Annotated in this window: 19 protein-coding genes, 1 tRNA gene and 2 pseudogenes; 13 read left to right on the top strand and 9 right to left on the bottom strand. The window is 34.0% G+C overall.

What is annotated here, in order from left to right:
• Positions 1-227 precede the first annotated feature (227 nt).
• The 6 genes from OZP09_RS01255 (at position 228) to OZP09_RS01230 (ending at position 6,283) form a co-directional block, all read left to right on the top strand.
• Complete coding sequence (locus OZP09_RS01255; protein ID WP_111376371.1) at positions 228-1,061, top strand: 1,4-dihydroxy-2-naphthoyl-CoA synthase; 834 nt, start codon at positions 228-230, stop codon at positions 1,059-1,061.
• A gap of 80 nt (positions 1,062-1,141) precedes the next feature.
• Positions 1,142-2,104: a 1,4-dihydroxy-2-naphthoate octaprenyltransferase gene (menA, locus tag OZP09_RS01250; protein ID WP_281310136.1), complete on the top strand. Its 963-nt coding sequence runs from the start codon at positions 1,142-1,144 to the stop codon at positions 2,102-2,104.
• Between the two features lie 25 nt (positions 2,105-2,129).
• Complete coding sequence (locus OZP09_RS01245) at positions 2,130-2,807, top strand: metal-dependent hydrolase (RefSeq protein ID WP_269236114.1); 678 nt, start codon at positions 2,130-2,132, stop codon at positions 2,805-2,807.
• A gap of 190 nt (positions 2,808-2,997) precedes the next feature.
• A complete protein-coding gene (locus tag OZP09_RS01240; protein WP_281310135.1) occupies positions 2,998-4,332 on the top strand; it encodes a DEAD/DEAH box helicase in 1,335 nt (444 codons plus the stop codon).
• 20 nt (positions 4,333-4,352) lie between these two features.
• Positions 4,353-4,877 carry a GNAT family N-acetyltransferase gene (locus OZP09_RS01235; protein ID WP_269236112.1) on the top strand — a complete coding sequence of 175 codons (525 nt, stop codon included), beginning with the start codon at positions 4,353-4,355 and terminating at the stop codon, positions 4,875-4,877.
• A gap of 143 nt (positions 4,878-5,020) precedes the next feature.
• On the top strand, positions 5,021-6,283 hold the full coding sequence (locus tag OZP09_RS01230; protein WP_269236111.1) for an NAD(P)/FAD-dependent oxidoreductase: 1,263 nt from the start codon (positions 5,021-5,023) through the stop codon (positions 6,281-6,283).
• 56 nt (positions 6,284-6,339) lie between these two features.
• Here the strand turns inward: OZP09_RS01230 and OZP09_RS01225 are convergent, their stop codons facing one another.
• Positions 6,340-7,569: a multidrug effflux MFS transporter gene (locus OZP09_RS01225; protein WP_269236110.1), complete on the bottom strand. Its 1,230-nt coding sequence runs from the start codon at positions 7,567-7,569 to the stop codon at positions 6,340-6,342.
• 138 nt (positions 7,570-7,707) lie between these two features.
• Between OZP09_RS01225 and OZP09_RS01220 the strand changes: the two genes are divergently transcribed.
• From OZP09_RS01220 to OZP09_RS01210, 3 genes are all read left to right on the top strand, one after another.
• A complete protein-coding gene (locus OZP09_RS01220) occupies positions 7,708-8,124 on the top strand; it encodes a hypothetical protein (protein ID WP_269236109.1) in 417 nt (138 codons plus the stop codon).
• Between the two features lie 341 nt (positions 8,125-8,465).
• A complete protein-coding gene (locus tag OZP09_RS01215) occupies positions 8,466-10,382 on the top strand; it encodes a DUF294 nucleotidyltransferase-like domain-containing protein (RefSeq protein WP_269236108.1) in 1,917 nt (638 codons plus the stop codon).
• Position 10,383: 1 nt separating this feature from the next.
• Complete coding sequence (locus tag OZP09_RS01210) at positions 10,384-10,992, top strand: 3'-5' exonuclease (protein ID WP_269236107.1); 609 nt, start codon at positions 10,384-10,386, stop codon at positions 10,990-10,992.
• 21 nt (positions 10,993-11,013) lie between these two features.
• On the opposite strand, the gene OZP09_RS01205 is transcribed toward OZP09_RS01210, so the two are convergent.
• Positions 11,014-11,526 carry an adenine phosphoribosyltransferase gene (locus tag OZP09_RS01205; protein WP_269236106.1) on the bottom strand — a complete coding sequence of 171 codons (513 nt, stop codon included), beginning with the start codon at positions 11,524-11,526 and terminating at the stop codon, positions 11,014-11,016.
• Positions 11,527-11,639: 113 nt separating this feature from the next.
• On the opposite strand from OZP09_RS01205, the gene OZP09_RS01200 reads away from it, so the two are divergent.
• The 3 genes and pseudogenes from OZP09_RS01200 (at position 11,640) to OZP09_RS01190 (ending at position 14,851) form a co-directional block, all read left to right on the top strand.
• Positions 11,640-11,713, top strand: a tRNA-Arg gene (locus OZP09_RS01200).
• 90 nt (positions 11,714-11,803) lie between these two features.
• A pseudogene (gene dnaE / locus OZP09_RS01195) lies at positions 11,804-14,413 on the top strand (DNA polymerase III subunit alpha); the annotation flags it as partial.
• 141 nt (positions 14,414-14,554) lie between these two features.
• Complete coding sequence (locus OZP09_RS01190; protein WP_281310134.1) at positions 14,555-14,851, top strand: SOS response-associated peptidase family protein; 297 nt, start codon at positions 14,555-14,557, stop codon at positions 14,849-14,851.
• Positions 14,852-14,956: 105 nt separating this feature from the next.
• Here the strand turns inward: OZP09_RS01190 and OZP09_RS01185 are convergent, their stop codons facing one another.
• The 5 genes from OZP09_RS01185 to OZP09_RS01165 form a co-directional block, all read right to left on the bottom strand.
• Positions 14,957-15,340 carry a hypothetical protein gene (locus OZP09_RS01185; RefSeq protein WP_269236105.1) on the bottom strand — a complete coding sequence of 128 codons (384 nt, stop codon included), beginning with the start codon at positions 15,338-15,340 and terminating at the stop codon, positions 14,957-14,959.
• A 70-nt stretch (positions 15,341-15,410) separates the two neighbouring features.
• On the bottom strand, positions 15,411-15,947 hold the full coding sequence (locus OZP09_RS01180; RefSeq protein WP_269236104.1) for a Crp/Fnr family transcriptional regulator: 537 nt from the start codon (positions 15,945-15,947) through the stop codon (positions 15,411-15,413).
• Between the two features lie 642 nt (positions 15,948-16,589).
• On the bottom strand, positions 16,590-16,883 hold the full coding sequence (locus tag OZP09_RS01175; protein WP_269236103.1) for a DDE-type integrase/transposase/recombinase: 294 nt from the start codon (positions 16,881-16,883) through the stop codon (positions 16,590-16,592).
• 196 nt (positions 16,884-17,079) lie between these two features.
• The gene (locus OZP09_RS01170) at positions 17,080-17,940 is read right to left on the bottom strand and encodes an alpha/beta fold hydrolase (RefSeq protein ID WP_269236102.1); all 861 of its coding nucleotides are present in this window, start codon (positions 17,938-17,940) and stop codon (positions 17,080-17,082) included.
• Positions 17,941-18,032: 92 nt separating this feature from the next.
• Positions 18,033-19,172 (bottom strand): helix-turn-helix domain-containing protein, encoded by a 1,140-nt coding sequence (locus OZP09_RS01165; RefSeq protein ID WP_269236101.1) that lies wholly within the window; start codon positions 19,170-19,172, stop codon positions 18,033-18,035.
• A 109-nt stretch (positions 19,173-19,281) separates the two neighbouring features.
• Between OZP09_RS01165 and OZP09_RS01160 the strand changes: the two are divergent.
• Positions 19,282-19,503, top strand: a pseudogene (locus tag OZP09_RS01160) (integrase core domain-containing protein); the annotation flags it as partial.
• A 786-nt stretch (positions 19,504-20,289) separates the two neighbouring features.
• Here the strand turns inward: OZP09_RS01160 and OZP09_RS01155 are convergent.
• Positions 20,290-21,729 (bottom strand): M48 family metalloprotease, encoded by a 1,440-nt coding sequence (locus OZP09_RS01155; protein WP_269236100.1) that lies wholly within the window; start codon positions 21,727-21,729, stop codon positions 20,290-20,292.
• A complete protein-coding gene (locus OZP09_RS01150) occupies positions 21,726-22,589 on the bottom strand; it encodes a hypothetical protein (RefSeq protein ID WP_281310133.1) in 864 nt (287 codons plus the stop codon). Before OZP09_RS01150 ends, OZP09_RS01155 begins: the two co-directional genes overlap by 4 nt.
• Between the last annotated feature and the right edge of the window lie 477 nt (positions 22,590-23,066).

Here is a 23,066-nt window from a genome sequence, read left to right as displayed (position 1 = left end):
AAATCAATCTATAAATCAATAAAAAAATGTATCTTATTGATTTCTAGGCTGTAAAATTAATTATTTTTTTTCAAAAGTAAGTGTTAAAAAGTGTTATTTTTATTTTACTACTATTAAAATGTCATGGGATATTGTTCAAAAAAAGTACTAACAAAGAATTGAGTAGGTAAAGATGTAAAAATGATTTATTTTTACACTATAATTATTTAAAACAAAATAAACATAAAATGGATTGGATAACTGCCAGAGAATTCGAAGATATCACCTATAAAAAATGTAACGGAGTTGCACGAATAGCTTTTAACAGACCGAATGTGAGGAATGCTTTTCGCCCAAAAACAACATCAGAGTTGTATCAGGCTTTTTACGATGCACAGGAAGATACTTCAATAGGAGTAGTTTTGCTATCTGCCGAAGGTCCGTCAACAAAAGATGGCATATATTCTTTTTGCAGTGGGGGAGATCAAAATGCACGCGGGCACCAAGGCTATGTGGGAGATGATGGGCAACACCGTTTAAATATTCTTGAAGTGCAGCGATTAATTCGTTTTATGCCAAAAGTTGTAATTGCAGTTGTACCAGGCTGGGCAGTTGGAGGCGGACATAGCTTACATGTTGTCTGCGACATGACACTGGCAAGTAAAGAACACGCTATTTTTAAGCAAACAGATGCTGATGTAACCAGCTTTGATGGTGGATATGGATCAGCTTACCTGGCAAAAATGGTAGGTCAGAAGAAGGCACGTGAGATTTTCTTTTTAGGAAGAAATTATTCTGCCCAGGAAGCTTTCGAAATGGGAATGGTAAATGCAGTCATTCCTCATGATGAACTCGAGGCAACAGCATACGAATGGGCACAGGAAATCCTTCAAAAATCCCCAACTTCTATAAAAATGCTAAAATTTGCCATGAACCTGACAGATGACGGAATGGTTGGACAGCAGGTATTTGCAGGCGAAGCCACTCGACTTGCTTATATGACCGAAGAGGCTAAAGAAGGAAGAAATGCCTTTTTAGAGAAAAGAAAGCCGAATTTTGGTGAAAATAAATGGTTGCCATAAAAAAAAGTTTCAAGTTTCAGGTTTCAAGCTGCTAAACCTAAACTTGACACCTGAAATAAAATTTTAACTAAACAAGAATAATGAAACATTGGATTGAAGCCGCCAGATTGCGCACATTACCTTTATCGGTTTCCGGAATTATAGTAGGAAGCATTTATGCTTTATCTAACCCAACAGAAACTGTAAATACACCTACAGAAGTTTTTAGCTGGAAAGTTTTTGGCTTTGCCCTTTTAACAACACTTGGACTCCAGGTTTTATCCAACTTTGCAAATGATTATGGTGATGGGGTAAAAGGAACTGATAATGCTGACAGGGTTGGTCCCCAAAGAGCTATCCAGAGTGGCGTAATTACACCACAGGCAATGAAAAAAGCAATTATAATAACTTCATTATTAACACTTTTATCTGCCATTATTCTGATATATTTTGCTTTTGGAGAAAATAATTTTGGATATTCTATCTTCTTTTTAGTACTCGGAATCACAGCTATTGCTTCTGCAATTCGATATACAGTTGGCAATTCTGCATATGGCTACAAAGGGTTTGGAGACGTATTTGTTTTTGTTTTCTTTGGGCTTGTGAGTACTCTGGGTGTTAATTTTCTGCATACTAAAGAAGTTGATCCGCTTTTGATTTTACCCGCTATTTCAATTGGTTTATTAAGTGTTGGGGTTTTAAACCTGAACAATATGCGTGATGAAGAGTCAGACAGAAAATCCGGAAAAAATACAATTGTAGTTCAGATAGGAGGAAAAAACGCCAAGATTTATCACTTTTCATTGATTGTTACCGCTATGCTTTTAGTGGTTATTTTTGCTGTTTTAAGTCATTACAGATTCGATCAGTATCTCTTTTTGCTGGCTTATATTCCTTTAACTAAACATTTAATTACCGTTTATAAAAATCAGAATCCTAAGCTCTTAGATCCGGAATTAAAAAAGCTTGCACTGAGTACTTTTTTACTTTCCATTTTATTAACAGTTTGTATGATTTCATTGATTTCAGACATTATTGTAAATCTATTTTTAGGAGGAAGATAATTATTTCACTTTAAAATTTTATCAAATGAAAATCACATATTTTGGCCACGCATCTTTAGGAATTGAAGTAGGAGGAAAGCATATAATCGTTGATCCTTTTATTACAGGAAATCCATTAGCATCTGCAATTGATATAAATACATTAAAAGCAGATTATATTTTGCTTACCCATGCGCATGGCGATCACGTTCTCGATGTTGAAGCTATTGCAAATCGAACAGAAGCGACCATCGTTTCAAATGCCGAAATCGCAAGTTATTATGCAAAATTAGGTTTAAAAGCACATCCTATGAACCATGGAGGAAGCTGGAAATTCGATTTTGGAAAGGTGAAATATGTTAGTGCTATTCACTCAAGTTCTTTTCCTGATGGCACGTATGGAGGAAATCCCGGAGGTTTTGTAATTGAAAGCGAACATAAAAACATCTACATCGCCGGAGATACAGCACTAACAATGGATATGAAACTGATTCCTTTGAGAACAAAACTGGATTTGGCTATTTTGCCAGTCGGAGATAATTTTACAATGGATATTGATGATGCTATTATCGCTTCTGATTTTATAGAATGCGACAAAATTCTCGGCTATCACTACGATACATTTGGTTACATCGAAATTAATCACGAAGAATCGATCCGTAAATTCTTTGATAAAGGAAAAGATTTGATGCTTCTCAAAATCGGGGAATCAATCCAACTTTAAAATTATTATTTCGTTTATTAAGAAGCTCTTTCCTGCTGTACACTATATCTTTTATGCCGAACCCCGGCATAAAAGGATGCCGTTTCCATCAGGGCTAGGGCTTTAGTTTTTATAAGATATTAATTATCTCAAAAGAACAATTTAAATCCACTTATTTAAGTGGATAATTCAAAATTTAAAAATAAAAACAATGTCTAAGCAATTTGCATCATTAGGAATTTCAGTACCAATTTTAAAAGCACTAAGTGAACTGAACATTGTTGAGCCAACCGAAATTCAGCAAAAAACAATTCCGTTACTGTTATCTGAAACACATGATCTGGTTGGCTTAGCCAAAACAGGAACTGGAAAAACAGCTTCTTTCGGATTACCAATATTACAATCAGTAAATACTGAATCCCCGGTTGTTCAGGCTGTTATTTTAGCACCAACCAGAGAACTTGGACAGCAGATTTTCAAGAATCTGGAAGATTTCGCAAAGCACATTCCAACTATTTCTATTGCATCTGTTTGTGGTGGAATCCCGATAAAGCCTCAAATCGAACGACTTAAAAATCCAACACATGTTGTTGTGGCAACTCCGGGACGTTTAATAGATTTAATTCAGCGCAAGGCAATCGACTTGCGACAAACCCAATATTTGATTTTAGATGAAGCAGACGAAATGGTCGCGATTCTAAAAGAAAGTTTAGATGAAATCATTGCTGAACTTCCAAAAAAACACCGCACTATATTGTTTTCCGCAACTTTACCCGGAACAATCAAACAGCTAATTCAGAATTACTTAAACAAAAATGTAGTTCAGATTAGTGCCGATATGGAAACAGTTGGCAACCAGGGAATAGATCACGAATACATTGTAGTTGATCCTATTGAAAAATTAGATGTTTTGATGCATTTTTTAAACTCAAAAGAAGGAGAACGCGGAATCATTTTCTGTAAAACGAAAGCTGCCGTAAACAAACTGGCTAAAAATCTGGCTATAAACCGTTTTTCTTCAGGAGCACTTCACGGTAGTTTGTCACAGGGAATTCGTGACAGAATTATGGAGCAGTTTCGTGAAGGACATATCAATATTTTAGTAGCAACGGATTTGGCTGCCAGAGGAATAGATGTAAAAGAAATCTCATATGTAGTAAATTATCATTTGCCTGATACTTACGAAAATTATGTTCATCGAAGTGGAAGAACAGCAAGGGCAGGAGCAAAGGGACTTTCGTTAACTGTTTTGCAGCAGGAAGAAGTTGTTGAAATTGCAGATTTTGAAAGAGAATTAGGCTTGAAATTTAATGAATTCAAAAAACCCTCAGCCATTAGCCTTGAAGAAAACAATACTTTGCTTTGGGCAAAACAAATTTTTAAAACAAAACCAAATCACGAAATTTCAAGTGATTTAAAAGCAAAGGTCAAAACTGTTTTTCATCATCTTACAAAAGAGGAACTAATTGAAAAATTACTGGCAAACTACGTTTTACAAAACAAAGTTGAAATAACTGAAAAATCTAATAAGAAGTTCAAAAAATAAATCAACTCTAAAAATTAGTGATGAGCAATATTGATATAAAAAAAATTTCACTGAAAGAAATTAATCAGCTTCAGGAAATCAGCAAACAGACTTTTCGGGAAACATTTTCAGAATCAAATTCTGAGGAAGACATGAAAAATTATCTTGAAAAAGCATTTTCCAACGAAAAAATAACAACAGAGCTTATAAATGAAAACTCTGAATTCTATTTTGCAATTTTAGAAAACAAGGTAATTGGTTACTTAAAAATAAATTTTGGAGAGGCGCAAACCGAATTAAAAGATAGTAATGCCCTGGAAATTGAACGCATTTATGTCACAAAAGAATTTCATGGAAAAAATGTGGGTCAATTACTTTATGAAAAAGCTATAGAAAGAGCCAGACAACAAAATTCAAAATACATATGGCTCGGCGTTTGGGAAGAAAATAAAAAAGCAATACGTTTTTACACAAAAAATGGCTTTATAGAATTTGACAAACATATTTTTAAACTAGGGAATGACGTTCAGACGGATATCATGATGAAGTTGCAATTAAACAATTAGAACAAAATTAATACTATTACCTTGCAGTAATTATTCAAAATAAATTTCGAAGATGAGTTTGTACTTGAAATTATTTAGTGTTAAATTTATAAAGTAATGCAAACAAAATAGTTTTTACGCAAAAGTCTTAAATACAAAACATTATGAATATAGTCATCATTGGAGGGGGCTTTGCAGGATTAAATCTGGCAAAAGAACTTCTAAATCATCCTCAAATACAGGTAACACTTGTAGATAAGAATAATTATAATTTTTTTCCACCCCTTATATATCAGGTTGCTACAGCTTTTTTAGAACCTTCAAGCATCAGTTATCCGTTTAGGAAATTTTTTGCCGGAAAAAAGAATCTCCAATTCCGTTTAGGGGAATTACTATCAGTCGTTCCAGCTGAAAATAAGGTAGTTTTGAATAATGGCGAATTATCATATGATCATCTGGTTTTTGCTACAGGTGCTGAAACCAGCTATTTCGGTATGGAGAATGTTATGAAAAATGCTATTCCGATGAAAACCTTAAACGATGCCATCGTAATGCGAAATACATTGCTTAAAAATCTCGAAAAAGCAGCTATTTGCAAAGAAATCCGTAAACGACGCAAATTACTGACAATTGTTGTAGCCGGTGGGGGACCAACAGGAGTAGAGGTTTCAGGTATGTTTGCAGAAATGCGAAAAAATATTTTATTAAAAGAGTATCCGGAATTAGATACCACTGCCAGTAATGTTTATTTAGTTGATGGTGGAGATGCACTGCTTGCGCCAATGAGCGAAGCTTCTCAAAAAGACACCTTAGAAGCACTTACAAAATTAGGTGTCGTTGTTAAACTGAACAGTAAGGTAACAGATTACGTAGACGACACCGTATATTTTGAAAACGGAGAAACGATTAAAACCAAAAATTTAATATGGGCTGCCGGTGTTACTGCTAAGATTTTTGAAGGAATGCCAGCTGAAAGTTATGGACGGGGAAGAAGAATGGCAACGGATTCATTTAATAAAGTAAATGCTACGGAAAATATATATGCGATTGGCGATACCGCTATTTTAACTACAGATAAAAATTTTCCTAATGGACATCCTCAGGTTGCACAGGTTGCCATACAACAAGGAATTAACCTCGCTAAAAATTTTAAAGCTACTTTTGAGAATAAACCACTTAAACCTTTTATTTACAAGGACAAAGGGTCAATGGCAATTATTGGAAAAAACAAAGCCGTGGTTGATTTACCAAAACCAAAATGGCATTTTAAAGGATTTTTTGCCTGGTTTATTTGGCTATTTGTTCATTTAATTTCATTAATCACTTACAGGAACAGAATAAATACTTTTTACAATTGGATGGTCGCTTATTTTGCAAGAGATCAATCACTTAGAATGATCATCAGACCAGATAAAAAACAGCCATAAAAAAAACCGGAATTTTTTTAATTCCGGTTTTTTGATATATGATTATATTTAAATAATTAATGGCCAATCGTAATTTCATCTTCAGAAGATACTTCTATTTTTTCTTTGATGAAGCGTATCCCTATATTTAGAATAATAAATGCTAAAATAGTAGTCGATGTCATAATTACTACCATTGGAATAACAGAATCTTTAACAAAACTACCCACGGCAAAAGAAGCCAGAGCTCCTAAACCAAGCTGAATGGCTCCCATCAATGCAGAGGCACTTCCGGCATTTTTAGCAAATGGGGCTAATGTAAGTCCGGCGGTATTAGGATTAGAAATTCCAAGACATCCTAAAAACAAAAACAACATTCCAATAGTTCCATATAATCCTATAAGGTTATTCCAGGAAAGAATCAGAAAAACAATACTTATTAATGACTGTGTAATTAGTGCGCTAAATATCATCTGTTCACTGGAAAATTTCTTTAATAAAACGGAGTTCAACTGACTCGAACCAATAAAACTTACTGACATAAAAGCAAAAATCCATCCATATGTCTTAGCATCGACATGATAGATATCCATAAAAATAATCGGGGAGGCCGCCACGTATGAAAATAATCCTGAAAAAGCAATTGCACCTGTAAAAGCATAAGTAAAAAACTGTGGATTTTTGACTACTTTTAAAAAATTTAAAATGATTGGCTTAGGTTTTAACGAAATCGAAGTGTCAGGTTTGTAAGTGTTCGGAAGACCAATTTGTGAAGCTATAAGAATAGCAATTCCCATACACATTAAGATCAAAAACACTATATGCCAGCCGTAGTCTTCAGTTATGTAACCACCAATAGTTGGTGCCAGCATTGGCGAAAGACCAAGAACAAGCATGAGTAGAGAAAAAACTTTCGGAATATCCTTTACAGGAAATAAATCCCTGACCATGGCAACAGAAGCAACCGTTGCTGCACAACTTCCAACTGCCTGAATAAATCGCAGAAATATGAAAGTATCAATATTTGCTACATATACACAGCCTAAAGAAGCTAAAATATAAACGAGTAAACCAAAAAATAAAGGTTTCTTTCTCCCAAAACGATCTAATAAAGGACCATAAAGCAACTGACCTGCAGAAATACCAATAAAATAACTTGACAGACTCATTGAAACTTTTGCTACACTAGTATGTAAATCTGCAGCAATTCCTGAAAACCCTGGGAGATACATATCTATTGAAAAAGGACCAAGTGCAGTCATAGATCCAAGAATAAGTATGAGTTTAATGTATTTTTTTGTTGTCATTTTCTTAAAATATCGCTTTTAATTTCATGCAAAGGTAAATATTTAGTACCTTATATCTCAAATAATAACATTTATTCCAAAATACGGGAATTATGTAAAATAGAGAAAACATTGTCACACTAATTAAAAAATTAAATTATGAAAAAATTCACACTATTATTAGCTCTTATTTTTAGTACAATTTCATTTGCACAGACCATTTCATCAAAAATTGAAGAAGTGAGCGCATCACAATACGAACTTCTTAAAAAGGTAAATGAATATTATCCGGATATTACACTTAACAAGTCCATCACAAATTTTTATGCAGATGGAAAAATCATTGATTCACAGCAACAATTCGATTTAAAAGGCACTAAATTTTCAAGCTATAAATTAGGAATTGAGCCTGACAATAAAAAATTATTATTCGAATATGTATCACCGGAAACCGGAAAGATTTACGGCGATGTTTCAGTGTTTAAAGGAAATGCTTTAAGAACGACTTTCAATGAACAAAAAAACGAAATTGAAGTTTCATTGAATGGTAAAGCAGTTTATTTAAAAAAACTTTAAAACTACTGATATCATGAGGATTAACTTTATTAGTAAAGTTAATCCTTTTTAAATGGCATATATTTTGAACTATAATTTATATTATGTAAAATATAAAGTTTCCGTTATTTTGTTTATATTCTATTTTAAGTTCGCATAACAAGATTAATTATGATAAAATCGAGAATCAAACGGCAATCATAAATAAAAGATAATCAAATAAATACAATAAAAAATTCATTCATTTAATCAAAAAAAATATAAAAAATCAATAATTATTCAAATCCTCCGTTTAGTTGTAAGAATATCATAAAGTGATTTATTATTTTATTATTTTTACAAACGACTATATTAAACTTACTATGAATACAATTGCTGAACATATAGCGGATTTTTTAAAAGAATATCCGCCATTTAATAATTTGACATTTCAGGAACTTTTTAATATTGCTACCAATATACGTGTAATAAATTTAGAAAAACACGCTGTGTTATTTCAAAACAATGATATACTCCATGACAGCTTTTATGTTGTAGGATCCGGTATCATCAATCTTACAACCATTGCTGATGCTGAAGAAACCATCATAAACAAATGTCATGAGGGTGATATTTTTGGTTTACGCCCTTTTTTTGCAAAAAACAATTATATGATGACTGCTAAAGCACGTGAGGAAAGTATTGTTTATGCTATTCCTATTGCTGTTTTCAGACCATTTGTAGCAAATAATTCAGATGTTCTAAACTTCTTATTAGAAAGTTTTGCAATTAATTCACGTCATACAAAAGACAATGTGAATTCATCAAACAAATTAATGCCCGACAACGGATTTTATTCAGATACACAATCAGAACTGCAATATATTCAGTCACTTACCTATAATAATTCACCACTCACAACCACAGCTGACAAAATCGTAAAAGATGTCGCTATTTTAATGACTGATTCAATGGTTGATAATATTGTTGTTTGCGAAAACAACAATCCTATAGGTATTTTGACCGATTCTGATTTATCCTCAAAAATAGCCACAGGACGTTATCCAATCACAGAAACCATAGACAAAATTATGTCTTCTCCTGTCGTAACCGTTATTGAAAACGTATCCTTAGCAGAAGCGCAATTATTAATGCTAAAGCATAATGTAACGCATTTGTGTGTCACTAAAGATGGAACTAATAAATCGGTTGTTAAAGGGATTATTTCTGAACATGATTTAGTGGTTGCCCAAGCCAGCAATCCTGGAGTTTTGCTTAAAGAAATCAAGAGATCACAATTACCAAAAGATTTAAAACAGATCAGAGACAGATTATCCGATTTAATTCAGAATTCAATTCAAAAAAACATTCCTATTTCACACGTATGCAATATTGCTAGTGAAATTAATCTTGCATTAATAAAACGTGCAGTTGAATTAACGATTTTAGATCTGGGCTCCCCTCCTGCCCGTTTTGCATGGCTAAGCATTGGAAGCCAGGGAAGGAAAGAACAGCTTTTGCTTACAGATCAGGACAGTATATTAATTTTTGAAGATGTCACACCGGAAAAATACAGAGAGGTAAAGGATTACTTTTTAAGATTAGCTAAAAGAACTACCTCTTTACTGGAAAAGGTGGGCTATGAATTTTGTCCAAATGGCCATATGGGAAGCAATATGCTTTGGTGTAAATCATTGACAGACTGGATAAAACAATATAACAGTTGGATGAATACTCCAGGTGAAAACAGCAATGATTTGAGTAGTATTTTCTTTGATTATGAGATTGTTTTTGGTGAGCCAAAAATTGAAGAAGCAATTGAAAACGTCATTTTTAAAAATGCAATCAATAACACTTTATTTTTTGATTTTTTAGGAAACGATGCTTTAAAAAAGAATTCCCCATTAAGTTTTTTCAAAAAGTTCATATTAGAAGAAGAAGGTCCTCATAAAATGAAATTTGATATTAAAACGAGAGCATTAATGCCTTTAATCGATTCTGCAAGACTCTTAATTCTAAGTTCTAATATTAAGGGGATAAATAACACTTACTTAAGATTTAAACAACTTGCTATTTCGGATTCTAAAAATGCTGAAATATATCTTAGCTGTGCCGAAGCTTTTTTGACATTATTAAAATTCAGAACAATTGAAGGGTTAAAAAATGATGACTCTGGCCAATATATAAATATAAAAGAATTATCTAAGACGGATAGAGAAAAACTAAAGAATGCATTAGCTCCAATGCGGGATTTGGAGGAATTAATTAAAAGTAAATTTCAACTTACACAATTTTCATAATATGCTGGACTGGCTGAAAAATATTAATAAAGAATATCCTGATTTTTGGAAAAACTACCTTGGTAAATTTGAGACTAAACCCAATAGATTTGTAGTTATATCAACAGAAACTTCAGGACTTAATCCCGTAAAAGATGTTATTTTATCATTAGGGGCTTTTGCAATTGTTGATGACAGTATTATAATTAAAGATAATTTCGAAGCGGTTCTGCTGCAATATAAATATTTGCATGATAATGGCTTATCCAACGAATTTATAATTGAAAGTAAAATGACTAAACTTCAGGAAAATGATGCACTTGAAACTTTTATAGTTTATCTGGGGAATGCTGTTTTAGTTGGTCATCATGTTAACTTTGATATTGAAATGATAAATGCAGCATTGGAGAGACTGGGTTGCGGAAGATTAAAAAACGAAGCACTGGATATTGATGTTATGTATCGAAAATTGCATGATATTAATGACAAGCAATTTTCTCTGAATGATTTGTGCGAAATATATAAGATGCCAAAAAGCGACAGAAATTCTTCAGCAGAAGACGCATATAAAATCTCTCTACTGTTTTTAAAGCTAAAATCAAGATTAGGAATTAAACAAGTCAGTCCTTAAAAATTTGATCGATATAATCAATTAATAGTTAATAGCAGTAAATATGGGATATTTCTTTATCTTATCTCTTCCGTTAAGAAAAGAAAGTTCCATTAAAAAATTAAACTGAACAATATCACCTCCGAGTTTATTTACTAAATGAGCAAGTGCTTTAGCAGTCCCACCTGTTGCCAGGACATCATCGTGGATTAAAACTTTATCTCCTTTTTGAATTGCATCTACGTGAATTTCTAATGAATCTGTACCATATTCTGAGTCGTAGGATGCTGAAATAGTTTTAAATGGAAGTTTTTTAGGTTTTCGAACAGGAACAAAACCTGCATTTAACCGGTCTGCTAATAACATTCCGAATAAAAAGCCCCTGCTTTCTGCCCCTACTACTTTATCAATTTTCTGTTCACCTAAAGAATTTAGTAAAACTCTAAGGCAATATTCTCTAGCCAGAGGATCATTTAATAGTGGAGTAATATCTTTAAATAAAATTTCTTCTTTAGGAAAACCCTGAATATCACGTATATAATTTTTCAAGTTCATTTTTTTTTATTTTTATGTATTTTTTTGCTTGTATATCTAACATTTATCCCTATATTTGCACCCGCAAACAACGCTCATCAAAGCTACAAAAAATAAGCTTAATGAGAAAATTAGGCCTCGTGGCGCAACTGAATAGCGCATCTGATTACGGCTCAGAAGGTTACTGGTTTGAATCCAGTCGAGGTCACTACTCGGGACAAAAGAAAAATATCATCTTTTGTCCCGTTTTTTTTTACCCGTAATCTATTGTTTACCAAATAGATACAATTGACCGGATAAAATGGTCATTCTCCAGCCCGTAACTTTCCGAACTAAAAAGGAATACAATCTGCACAGGATACTTTGTGCCATTGACCGCAATGTAATACTCTCAAGGCTGGCTCCTTCAGATACGTGCGCAAAGTCAGATAAAATGATTCCTCTAGGGGAACTTTTGAACTTTTATGAACACTATCCCCACATTATTGAAAACACACAAAAAATTATAGAAGACTGTAATTTTACCTATGATTTCCAGACGCCGAAAAATAAAAAATACTATACCAATAGCAAAAAAAGCGACATAGACCTGCTGACCTCCCTGGCCAAACAGGGACTTGTATGGCGTTACGGAACAAAAAACATTCGCGCAAGGGAGCGTATGGAAAAAGAATTGAAAGTAATCGGCCAGCTGGAATTCAGCGGCTACTTTCTGATCACCTGGGATATTATCCGTTTCAGCAACAGCCAGGGCTTTCTGCATATCGGCAGGGGAAGCGGTGCCAATAGCATTGTGGCCTATTGTCTGGGCATCACCGACATCTGTCCAATTGAACTGGATCTGTATTTTGAGCGTTTTTTAAATGAAAACCGCAAAAGCCCTCCCGATTTCGATATCGACTGGAGCTGGAAGGAACGCGATGTGATCCTGGAATATATCTTTAACCGCTATACTTACGAACATGTGGCCTTTTGCGGTACCAATGTAGAATTCAAATACCGCTCTATTTTCAGGGAAGTCGGAAAAGTATTCGGCCTTCCCAAAGAGGAACTCGATGTGCTGGCTAAAAACCCGATGAAATTCCATGAGCCCAACTCAATAGTGAAATTCGTGCAGGAATACGGAATGATGCTCGAGAAATACCCCAACCAGAGAAGCATGCATTCCTGCGGTATTTTGATTTCCCAGGAGCCCATCACCAATTACACGCCGCTGGAGATGCCGCCTAAAGGATTTCCTATTGCACTGTTTGATATGCACGTGGCAGAAGATATTGGATTTGAAAAATTTGATATCCTGAGCCAGCGCGGTATCGGGCATATTGACGAGAGCGTGAAACTAATAGAAAAAAACAGGGGGATCCGGATCAATATCCGTGATACTTCCATATCGAAAAATGAAGTTGCTGCTAATTCCTATCTGGCACAGGGAAAGACTATCGGGTGCTTTTACATTGAGAGCCCTGCCATGCGAGGACTGCTAAGAAGACTAAAATGCGATAATTATAAAACACTCGTTGCCGCTTCCTCGATCATACGTCCTGGCGTGGCACAGTCCGGAATGATGAAAGAATACATTTTCCGTCATAACCACCCCTCTAAATTTGAATACTTCCATCCCGTATTCCAGCAGCAGCTTGGGGAAACGTACGGCATTATGGTATATCAGGAGGACGTGATCAAAATCGCCCTTCATTACGGCGGGCTGCCCGCCGCGGACGGTGACATCCTGCGCCGCGCCATGTCAGGAAAAGGTCGCTCCAAGACGGCGCTGCAGAAAGTAAAGGATAATTTCTTTGCCTGTTGCGAAAAAAAGGGTCATCCCCGCCATCTCAGCGAGGAAATATACCGCCAGATCGAGTCCTTTGCCGGTTACTCCTTCTGTAAGGCGCACTCTGCTTCCTACGCGGTTGAAAGCTACCAAAGCCTTTACTTAAAAGTTCACTACCCAATTGAATTCATGGTCGCGGTCATTAACAACCAGGGCGGTTTTTACAGACTGGAAATCTATGTGCACGAAGCAAGGATGGCAGGCGCCCTGATCCATAATCCATGCGTGAACAAAAGTACTTTTGAGACCACCCTTTATGGAAACGATGTGTACCTCGGCTTTATGCACCTGATGAGCCTGGACTCCAAAATGGCGCAGTTTATAGAATCTGAACGCAGCAGAAATGGGGATTTTAGCTCCCTGGAGGATTTTATTAACCGTATCCCTATGGGAATAGAAAGCGTAAAGATCCTGATTTTCATCGGCGCTTTCCGTTTCACCGGAAAAACAAAAAACCAGCTCCTTGTAATTGCAAGCCTGCTTTTAAATAATTTCAAGCCGGAAAACCGGGGACTCATGCTGCTTCAGGAACCGGTAAAGGAATACAAGCTCCCCACTCTTGAAAGGTCCGTATTCGAGGATGCCTTTGATGAAATCGAGCTGCTGAGCTTTCCGGTCTCCTGCACGGTATTTGACCTTCTTGAAACAAAACACCGGGGAGACATCAAGGTAAGGAATCTTCCCTCCTGCCATAAAAAGCAGGTGCGGATGCTGGCCTATTTGATTTCGACCAAACAGGTCCCGACCAAAAAAGGCAATATGTATTTCGGCACCTGGATCGATGATGAAGGCGCTTATTTTGATACGGCCCATTTTCCCGATTCCCTTGTGGAGTATCCTTTTAAAGGAGGCGGCTGTTATTTATTGCTCGGTACAGTCGAAATTGACTATCACTTCCCCACCATTACAATTCACAAAATGGCAAAAATGCCTTTTGTCCCTGATCCCCGTTATATGGATGCCAAAGACCAGTACAGGACACAGGAGCTTATCCGTGAAGATGTCAGCACGACCGAAAGGCTTCCCTATCCGCAGGAGCATGAAATCAATCTGCCAAGGCATAAAATGAAAACATGATAACTTTATAACATTTATAGTGTACTGCTATATAGCCCTTTAATTTATATTTTCATAAATTTGATAGAAAGTCGCAGAAGCATACCATTGAAAGAGGCCTGTTTTAAAACCGGAAATTTTAAAGAAACTAAATTATACCTTATGTGTTATTATACCCAGCACATGTCAACTATAGACCAGGTAAAAAAAAGATTTCATATTGAAATTGATAATGAGGAAACATTCCTGCAGACAGAATTCATAAATGGTTTTGCCTATCCCAACCTTCCGGTGATACTGGATATCAGGCCGGATCTTGTAACCACCAATTATACGTGGGGCCTGCTTCCTATATGGGCGAAAGATAAAGACTTCAGAAAAAACACACTCAACGCAAGAATTGAGACAATTATTAACGCTGATGAAATGTACAAAAAAAAGATGCTGATTCAGTTCTGAATCAGCATCTTTTAAGTCATGATAAATTTATTGATATCATAACTCATAACCTTAATTATAAACAAAAATTAATAATTTTGTTTACGGTAATCGGAATTTCAGATCTTACATAATGGATCCCATATCTGAAGCTGCCTGCGGTCCCTCAATCAAAAAAGTAAGTTCATCACAATACGTAATTTTCTGATCAATGATTTTAAATTCCGCAAAAACTTTATGTCTAGTGTGGGTGCCATCGCTAAAATTTGACGACACTATGTGCTTAGTAAATATAGATTCAGCTCCAGAAGCATAGCTCACTAAGTCAACGGTAATCGAAGATGTTATTTCATTAATCTTTGCCATATGTTTATTAAACTGGCTGAAATCAAGAGATTTATTATCTACTAATTGAAGGTAGTTTTCTGAAAAATACTTTTTAATTACTGTTTCATCGTAATGATTACTTTCAATGACGTCTTTAAACATGTCCTTTATTAATTTTTCCATTTTATAAGTTTTTAATGAGTAACAAAGATGCTTATTAGGGATTTAATAGACGTTAACAATTGTTAAGAAATCAGCGGCGGGTCCTGATTCTACTTAATGAAACTGCGGTCACCCCCAGATAAGATGCAATATAATGCTGAGGCACTGTAAGGAGCAAATCCGGCGAGGTTTTAAGCAGTTCTAAATATCTCTTTTCAGGTTTTTCCTTAATGCGGTCAATGAACAGCTTTTGATAAGATAACAGACGCTGGACAATATATTCGTTAAATAAAGTAAGTAATTCAAGATTCTGTGAAAGTAAAGGAATCATAACATCCCTCCTTACTGAATAAAGTTCTGATTCCGTAATTGACTCCACGGAATATAAACTGTTTTTATTATACCAGAAGCTTTCAATGCTGCAGAAAAAGTGATTTTCTACTTGAAACTGAAAAGTTATTTCTTTTCCGTCATGAATTGTCCATCCCCTCAGTATTCCTTTTTTAAGATAATAAAAATTCTCAGAACGCTCTCCTTCGGAAATAATTAATTTTTTTGATTTGACAATTATCGTTTCCGTAAAATGCCCGCAAAGCATTTTATACAATTTATCATTGATATTATTCATAGAGAGTTATTTACTTATAATGTAAAAGTATAATTTAATTTCTGAATTGATTTTGCTTTTATCCTGCTAATTACCGTAGAATAAAAACTATATTTTGCTATTATAAGATTAAAGCCAAAAGCATAGAACGATTTGATTATATTATAATCTCTCTGCTGCTTCCAAACATAATATTATTTAAACATTTCAACCTGCTTTTACATTCATCAATTCCATTTTTTCCGATTGATTTTAGGAAGTACCTGATATAACTTTATCAAATTTGTCTCAAAATTTTCATTTCAAGGCTCTTGGAAATGTGTTGCAATAGTATTCTTTTCAGTGAGTCCCAATTATTGATCCCCGCATTTCTTTTACAAAATCATCTAAAAGTCCTTCTTTCTATAAAGCGATGAATCAATTGAGTTTTTATATTTTTTGCATCAATCCCCAACAAGACATCTAAACCAAATTTACATAGCCAATGTTAGACAGACACTACATGTAAAAAGCCAATTTCTTCAAATCATCGAAAAATGATGTTGTAATTTGTCCTGTCCTCGTCACAAACAAGCCAAATGGCGCCAATTGAAGACAATTGGCGCTATTTTTTATAACCTTGCTTATTTTTATTAGTCTAAAGAGCCGGGCTCCTCAGCAGCCCTAGCCCCGATAGTAGTGAAATCCTTTTGTGCCGGGGTTCGGCACAAAAGATTGGAACGAATAGCGGGAAGAGCTCATAAAAGACAGCATCGCAGATTCAACCCTATCACCTAATTTATCTACTGCTCGATATAAATAGAACCAAATACCTTTTACTTTGATATAAGTCTCATCCAATCTCCAGATTGTCTCTACTCTGTCTTTTCTCTTCTTCATCTCTGTCTCAAGCAAAGGCGTAAACTTAACCCAGCGTTGAATCGCGGCATGATCAACATGAATTCCTTGCATTTTCATGATCTCTTCAACATCCCGGTAATAAGTGTAAATCTTAGTATGAAATATACTTCCTGAAGAATTATATATTTTGGATAACAGTGACCTTTAGTATTCATCTTTTGATGGGTTTAAAATTCTAAAGACAAAAGTTATTGCCAGATGCGGCAGAACCGTTGTTTTTAAGCTGAAGTTACTTTCTTTTTTGCCGCAAAACTTAAGGTAATTTCGAAAGAAGAAATTTTATATTATAATTTACTAGCTCAGGCTCGTCATGATGGATATAATGTCCCGATTTTACTGTGGCGATATGTGTAAAATCGGTAAGACCACTTCCTAATTCTTCATGAGCCTGAAACCATTTTTCTCTATTTAATTTATTGATTTCATCAGATGCATTATTGTTTTTATCCAATTTCATACTTGTCAGTACAACTACAGGAACATTAGGCAGAACTGGTAATGAAGCACCATACGCAATATCCACAGCAATTTCTTTAGTTTCTCTTGTAGGCCCATAATTTACACCATACGCTTTTACCATTGCATCATAAAGTATATTTCCTGCTTCTGGATTATTGTACTTCTCATGCATTGGATCTATAAACAATATTGCGGCTGTTTTATCGGGATTTTTTATGGCATAATCACGTACTATCATGCCGCCTAATGAATGTCCTATTAATACAATTTTGCGTCCGTCTGCATATTGAGCAATCACAGCCTCCAATTCAAGACGTAATGTATTAATATTTCTTGGCTCATTATCAATACCAGACATACCATAACCTCCCCTGTCGTAAATTAAAATATCGGAATTGACTGCTGACGAAAGGCTAACTAATTCGGATTTTTTTCCCGAAGACATCCACGATTCATGTCCGTCTCCTAAGCCAGATTCAAATACAACCAGATATTTTGATTTTATATTGACGTTGTAGGCTCTTAATTTGTGAGTGGCTAAATTTACAAAGGATTCAGAATAGCCTGCGGCATTTTCATCGTCTTTTGAGCATGAAATGAAAAAAATCGCTATTACTAAAAGGATTTTAAAAAGATTGGAACTTGCTTTAAACATGATTCTTTATTTAAGTTAATTACCGGCAAATGTTTGGTTTATCTGCTTAAAGAAAGTTCTAACTTATGAATCCGAACATGTTTTTTTTTAAATCAGATTTTATTTGATGCTTTTTTAAATTCTGACGGGGTTTGATTTGTTATTTTCTTAAAGGCGGTATTGAATACAGTTTTGGAATTAAATCCAGATTCGTAAGCGATACCGATTAGATTTAAATTCTCCATTTTAGGATCGAGTATCATTTTCCTTGCCTGCTCAATTCTATATCTATTGATGAATTGATAGAAGTTTTCATTAAATCCAGTATTGATAATATAAGAAAGTAAATGTGGGGACGTATTTAACAGCGAGGCAAGTCTTAATAGGCTCAGTTCAAAATCTAAAAATGGTTTTTCTTTTTCCATTAATTCAGTCAACAAAAGTTTCATTTCGATTAATTTTTCATCAGAGATTAGTTTTTTTCTGCTGTCATCTACAATAGAAGTTTCACTGATTACAGCATTAATTTCATTTTTCTGCTCCTTATTAAATGGAAAAACTTCTTTTTGTTTTAATGAATGAAAAGCAATGAAACAAATTCCAAAAAAATTAACCAAACTTGAAAAATAATCATACAAGAAAAAAGCATCGGATAACTGAAATAAAATATCTGCCAGCCAAATAAAGGCCAAAACTAATACGCAGATACTGATCTGCTTTAGCCAATTTAGGTTTACAGCCTCAATATTAGAAGAATATAAATAGAGCTTTTTTTGATACTTATCAATTTTTATATACGCGGCAATACAATATGCAGCTACCATTATACAAAATAAAATACGAAAAATGAATACAGCATAATATTCAATTTTCTTATCACCGGCTGTTTTTATTTTATCATTTTCAAGGAAGTGGGAAATAATGATTAAAACCAGTATTACAACTGCAAATAAAAAATGCAGATTATCTACTGCTTTCCATTTTCTATCGGACTCTACATAATAAACAACACTAAAATAAAAAACAGGGGCAACAATCAGACTGGTTAAACTTAGAATTTCTAATACAAATGAACCTTCTGCAAAATAATTTGATTTTTGAATAAGCGTATCGATCTGAATTAAAAAAACACAAAGAATAAAGGTGCCGAGCCAGCGATTGGCTTTAATATTTACCTTATTTAAATTTGCATAAATAAGAAATGCGAGAAAAAAACTTGGTCCGCTGATAAGCGCTTCCAGAATTGGATTCATAATACATTATATAGTAGCCAAATTTAACTATTTGTTACAAAAATAAAAATTTTCTAAGAAACGATTTTCCAATTGTCAAAATTGTAATCATGCTTATATGCCAATTCACAGCATGAGTAGGAAAGGAAACTGTTACGATAATGCAGTGGCAGAGAGTTTTTTCAAAACATTGAAAACAGAATTAGTATACCGTCAAAAATATAAAAATAGAAAACAAGCCACAAAATCAATTTATGAATATATTGAAAATTTTTACAATACAGTGAGGAGACATTCCGCACTTGGAAATCTGACAATGGATGAATTTAAAAATCAGCAAACTCTTTGCTAATTAAATTCATGTTCATTTAAAAGATAGTCATAACAGAGACTATTAACTTTACTCCAAAATTTGTTTAGGTATACAATGTTAAAAAAAATACTAAAAAGATGAAGCAAACATATTTAAATATATTACTCGACTTGATATAGACTTGATGTTTTTTTATACACAAAAAGTTTAGAGTAATTTTAAATATTGCCTTTGACTTAAATATCAAATTATAAAAGAATAAAGGACAAAAATGCCCCCCTTAATTTTATCTACATTTTTCGTTAGCACATAAATTAAATCACACAAAATAATTCATAAAGCTAAATAAAGACAATTCTATTTTAAGTAGAACAATCTTTTCATATTCTCTATAATATATGTAGAATTGTATATTACTTAACTGCTCTAAAAAAATTTAGTTTTTATAATTTACACATTAATCCCCAAGAGGACATCTAAACCAAATTTACAAAGCCGATGGAAGACAGCATCTACATGCAGCAAGCCAATCTCTTCAAATCTTCCATAAAATTTATAGAAATTTGTCCCGTCGCACTTAAGGAGACAACTATACAATAGTTGTCTCTTTTTTTATGCACAAACATATAAGTTTTTCAAGCCTTCACAGCTTAAAATTTTTGGTTCGAATTTTTCACAAGAAATTCGTAGTCTGTTTGAAATAAACAGTCTTAAACTGGCGCTATCAGAGAATTGATCGAAGCTGAACGATGGTTCGAAATCCCGTTAAGGATATAGGATTTTTTTCTCTTTTGGTTTATCGTAATTTTGACACAAGCCTAGTGATCAGTCTATTTTTGAGTGTTCCTTAATAGTAGCTATAAGTTCTGGGAAAACTGGCATACAAAGTTTCCAAAGCAAGTTAGCGTTTTCTACTAGCCCTTTGCCAATAGCGCTATAGCTCTTAGCCTCTTTGCTCGCATTTTTTGCTTCAAACTTTTCAATAATCGTCTTTGCTAATTCATATCTTAACCAAGCTGGAGGATGAGATCCTCCACTATTTTTAAAGTTTTTATCATCGCCTCGAAACTTACCTTGCGCAAAAGACAATAAATATTCTTTTTCCTTAGTTAAAATTTCTTTTGGGAGCACACCCTTATCATTAATAAAATTTGCATCTTCAATAATTTCCATACATTTAAAATAAAATAGAATACTATACAAATTGGAGATACTCCTAAGCTCAAGAGCTTGACGAAGTAACGTATCTTTCGTTGTGGCTATGTCATTCTTTAATACCTGAACTAACAGTTCAATTCCTATTTTATCGGCTTCGAGTTCCTGCTGCCAAGATCTAGTGCCTACTAGACTTGAGATAGTATCTTTTGTATTTGTACTTAATTTAAGACGTTTTATACCTGATAGTTCATGCTTCATTATTAGATGTCCATATTCGTGCGCAACGGCAAATAATTCTATAGAAGTAGTAAAGCCCATAAGGTCGGCATCAAATTTAGCGTCTAAAGATTCTGTAATATGTTCAGATAAACCCATGAATTCTAAGATAGCCATGGCAAAATTTATCTTTATATTGGGATTCCCTTGAATTTGACGTAAGGCTTCTTCCATAGAATAGTCTACAACAATCATATTTGATGTGCAATCCGACTTAGAAACATTTAGAGTTGGTAAAATTACTTTTGGCATTTGGTATGCAAACATGAATAATAATGTGTTAAAACCAATAATACTATTTCTTGGTTCAACCCTATCTTTGGAATTATCCGCAGGGTAAGTATAAGCATTAATTTCAGGAGTTGGCAACGAACCAAATTTAGGCGGGATTTTTAAAGGTAGTTTTAATTTTTTTCGTGCATTTTCGATCTTTGAAACATAATTATAAATCATAAAATACATTAACGGATCTTGATAACAGGTAGGTACATTGCCATTTTGAGCAGCATCTATTAGTACATCTACCTCACGACTTGTTTTCTGGGACTTTCCATTATTATTAATTGAATTAGGGCGTGAATCAATAATAATTTTTATCTGATCCAAAACTTTGTTCCGATAACTTTTATCTAAGAGCAGAGTAAGCTGTTTTTGTCCCTCCTCGGAAATACAGTACGCAGCTAATTGCTCCTTTTCAAAATATTTGTAAGTTGGATCGGAAGTACAAGTGGTATCCGAAACGCATTGACTGATTTTTATCCTGTTATTTTGACCTTTACTATCGAAGCAAAAAAACATTAAAGATATTATCGTCAAAAATAACCGTATCATTTTCCAACAGTTTGAAGTCCCTCAATTTTGCCAACTATATTTCCATCTTCAACTTTAATAGGTATCAATTCTAATTTTAAATCATTCTGATTATTGAGATTTATCGTTCCGTTGGTTGAAAGCCTGGAGAGTTCACCCGCAATATAAACATCTGTAGAAAGAGTCAAAATCATCTCTTTGTCAGAACTATAACCCACATCAAATCCTAGGCCGCTTTCGCCTCCCAGATTAATGGTTGCCCCAGTCGGATACTTATCCTTCAAAGCTTCTAAGTCCTTTGCATCATATGTCAGTTTAACAGTTAATGCGCTTAATCGATAAGCCTTTGTAACCAACAATCTGCCATCATGAGACAAAATATCTTGAAGAAATGGATTTTCAGGCTGCGTAGTCGCTAGATTTTTAATAGCCTGTTCGAATGGTACTTCAAGAAGTAAATCCAAAGCCAAGTTATCGACCGAAACCACTGTTTTTCTTACATTTCTTAAACTTATGTCTAGACCGTTAAGTCCAAATATTGGTCCTAGCATTGCTAAGTTAACTTTCGCATTCCATTTGACATTTTTTGAATTTGTGCACTTTTCTGCCTTAGTTCCTAGTTTAATCATTCTATTTCGAATTAAAGAATCTTGAAATAGGGCAGCCAATTCAAATCTAGGATTATAACCTTTGTCTTCAGTCTTTCTCCAAATACTCCCAAGACCTATGCTATTTGATGGCCCAAAAAAAACAGTATTTTTTCCCATTATTTCTGATTTGCCGCAATTTTCCAAAACTTTAAGCCAACTCTTTTTGACATTCTGGCTTGAAGCTGAAAAAATAATAACCGAGGTAAGCAACATTGATAGTAGTGTACGCATAACATAAAATATTATAGATTAGTAAATATGAACAAATCACAAAATAAAATAGTAGTGCCTAAATGTATAAATGCATATAAACATCTATTGGTTCACAAAGTAAATGTAAATATAAAATCCAGAATCAAACCAAGTACAACTACTTGATTTTCAATAAAAAACATGAAAATTAAAAATAAAGTTCTAACACTAACTAGAAGTCGAATTAGTATTGATTTTCTTCTAAAGTTGAATAAAAATAGTTTTTACTTCTTTATTGAAATAATGATTCTAAAAATACAGTGGAATAAAAAACACCTAAATCAAGATCTAAGAAGTTTAGATTCGAATACCTAAAAGGGATTACTTTTGTACCACAAAACCTAAATTGCATAAAGTAATTCATGGAGCCAAAGAAAGACAATCCTTCCTTAGCTTAAAACATTTTTTAAAATCCTCCATAAATTTTTTAAATTTATATACTAGTTTCATGCAATG

Source organism: Flavobacterium flavigenum (genome assembly GCF_027111255.2).
In the GTDB taxonomy this organism is placed as follows: Bacteria; Bacteroidota; Bacteroidia; order Flavobacteriales; family Flavobacteriaceae; genus Flavobacterium; species Flavobacterium flavigenum.
Note: the sequence above shows the minus strand (reverse complement) of the source record. Positions and strands in the feature narration are given on the sequence as shown.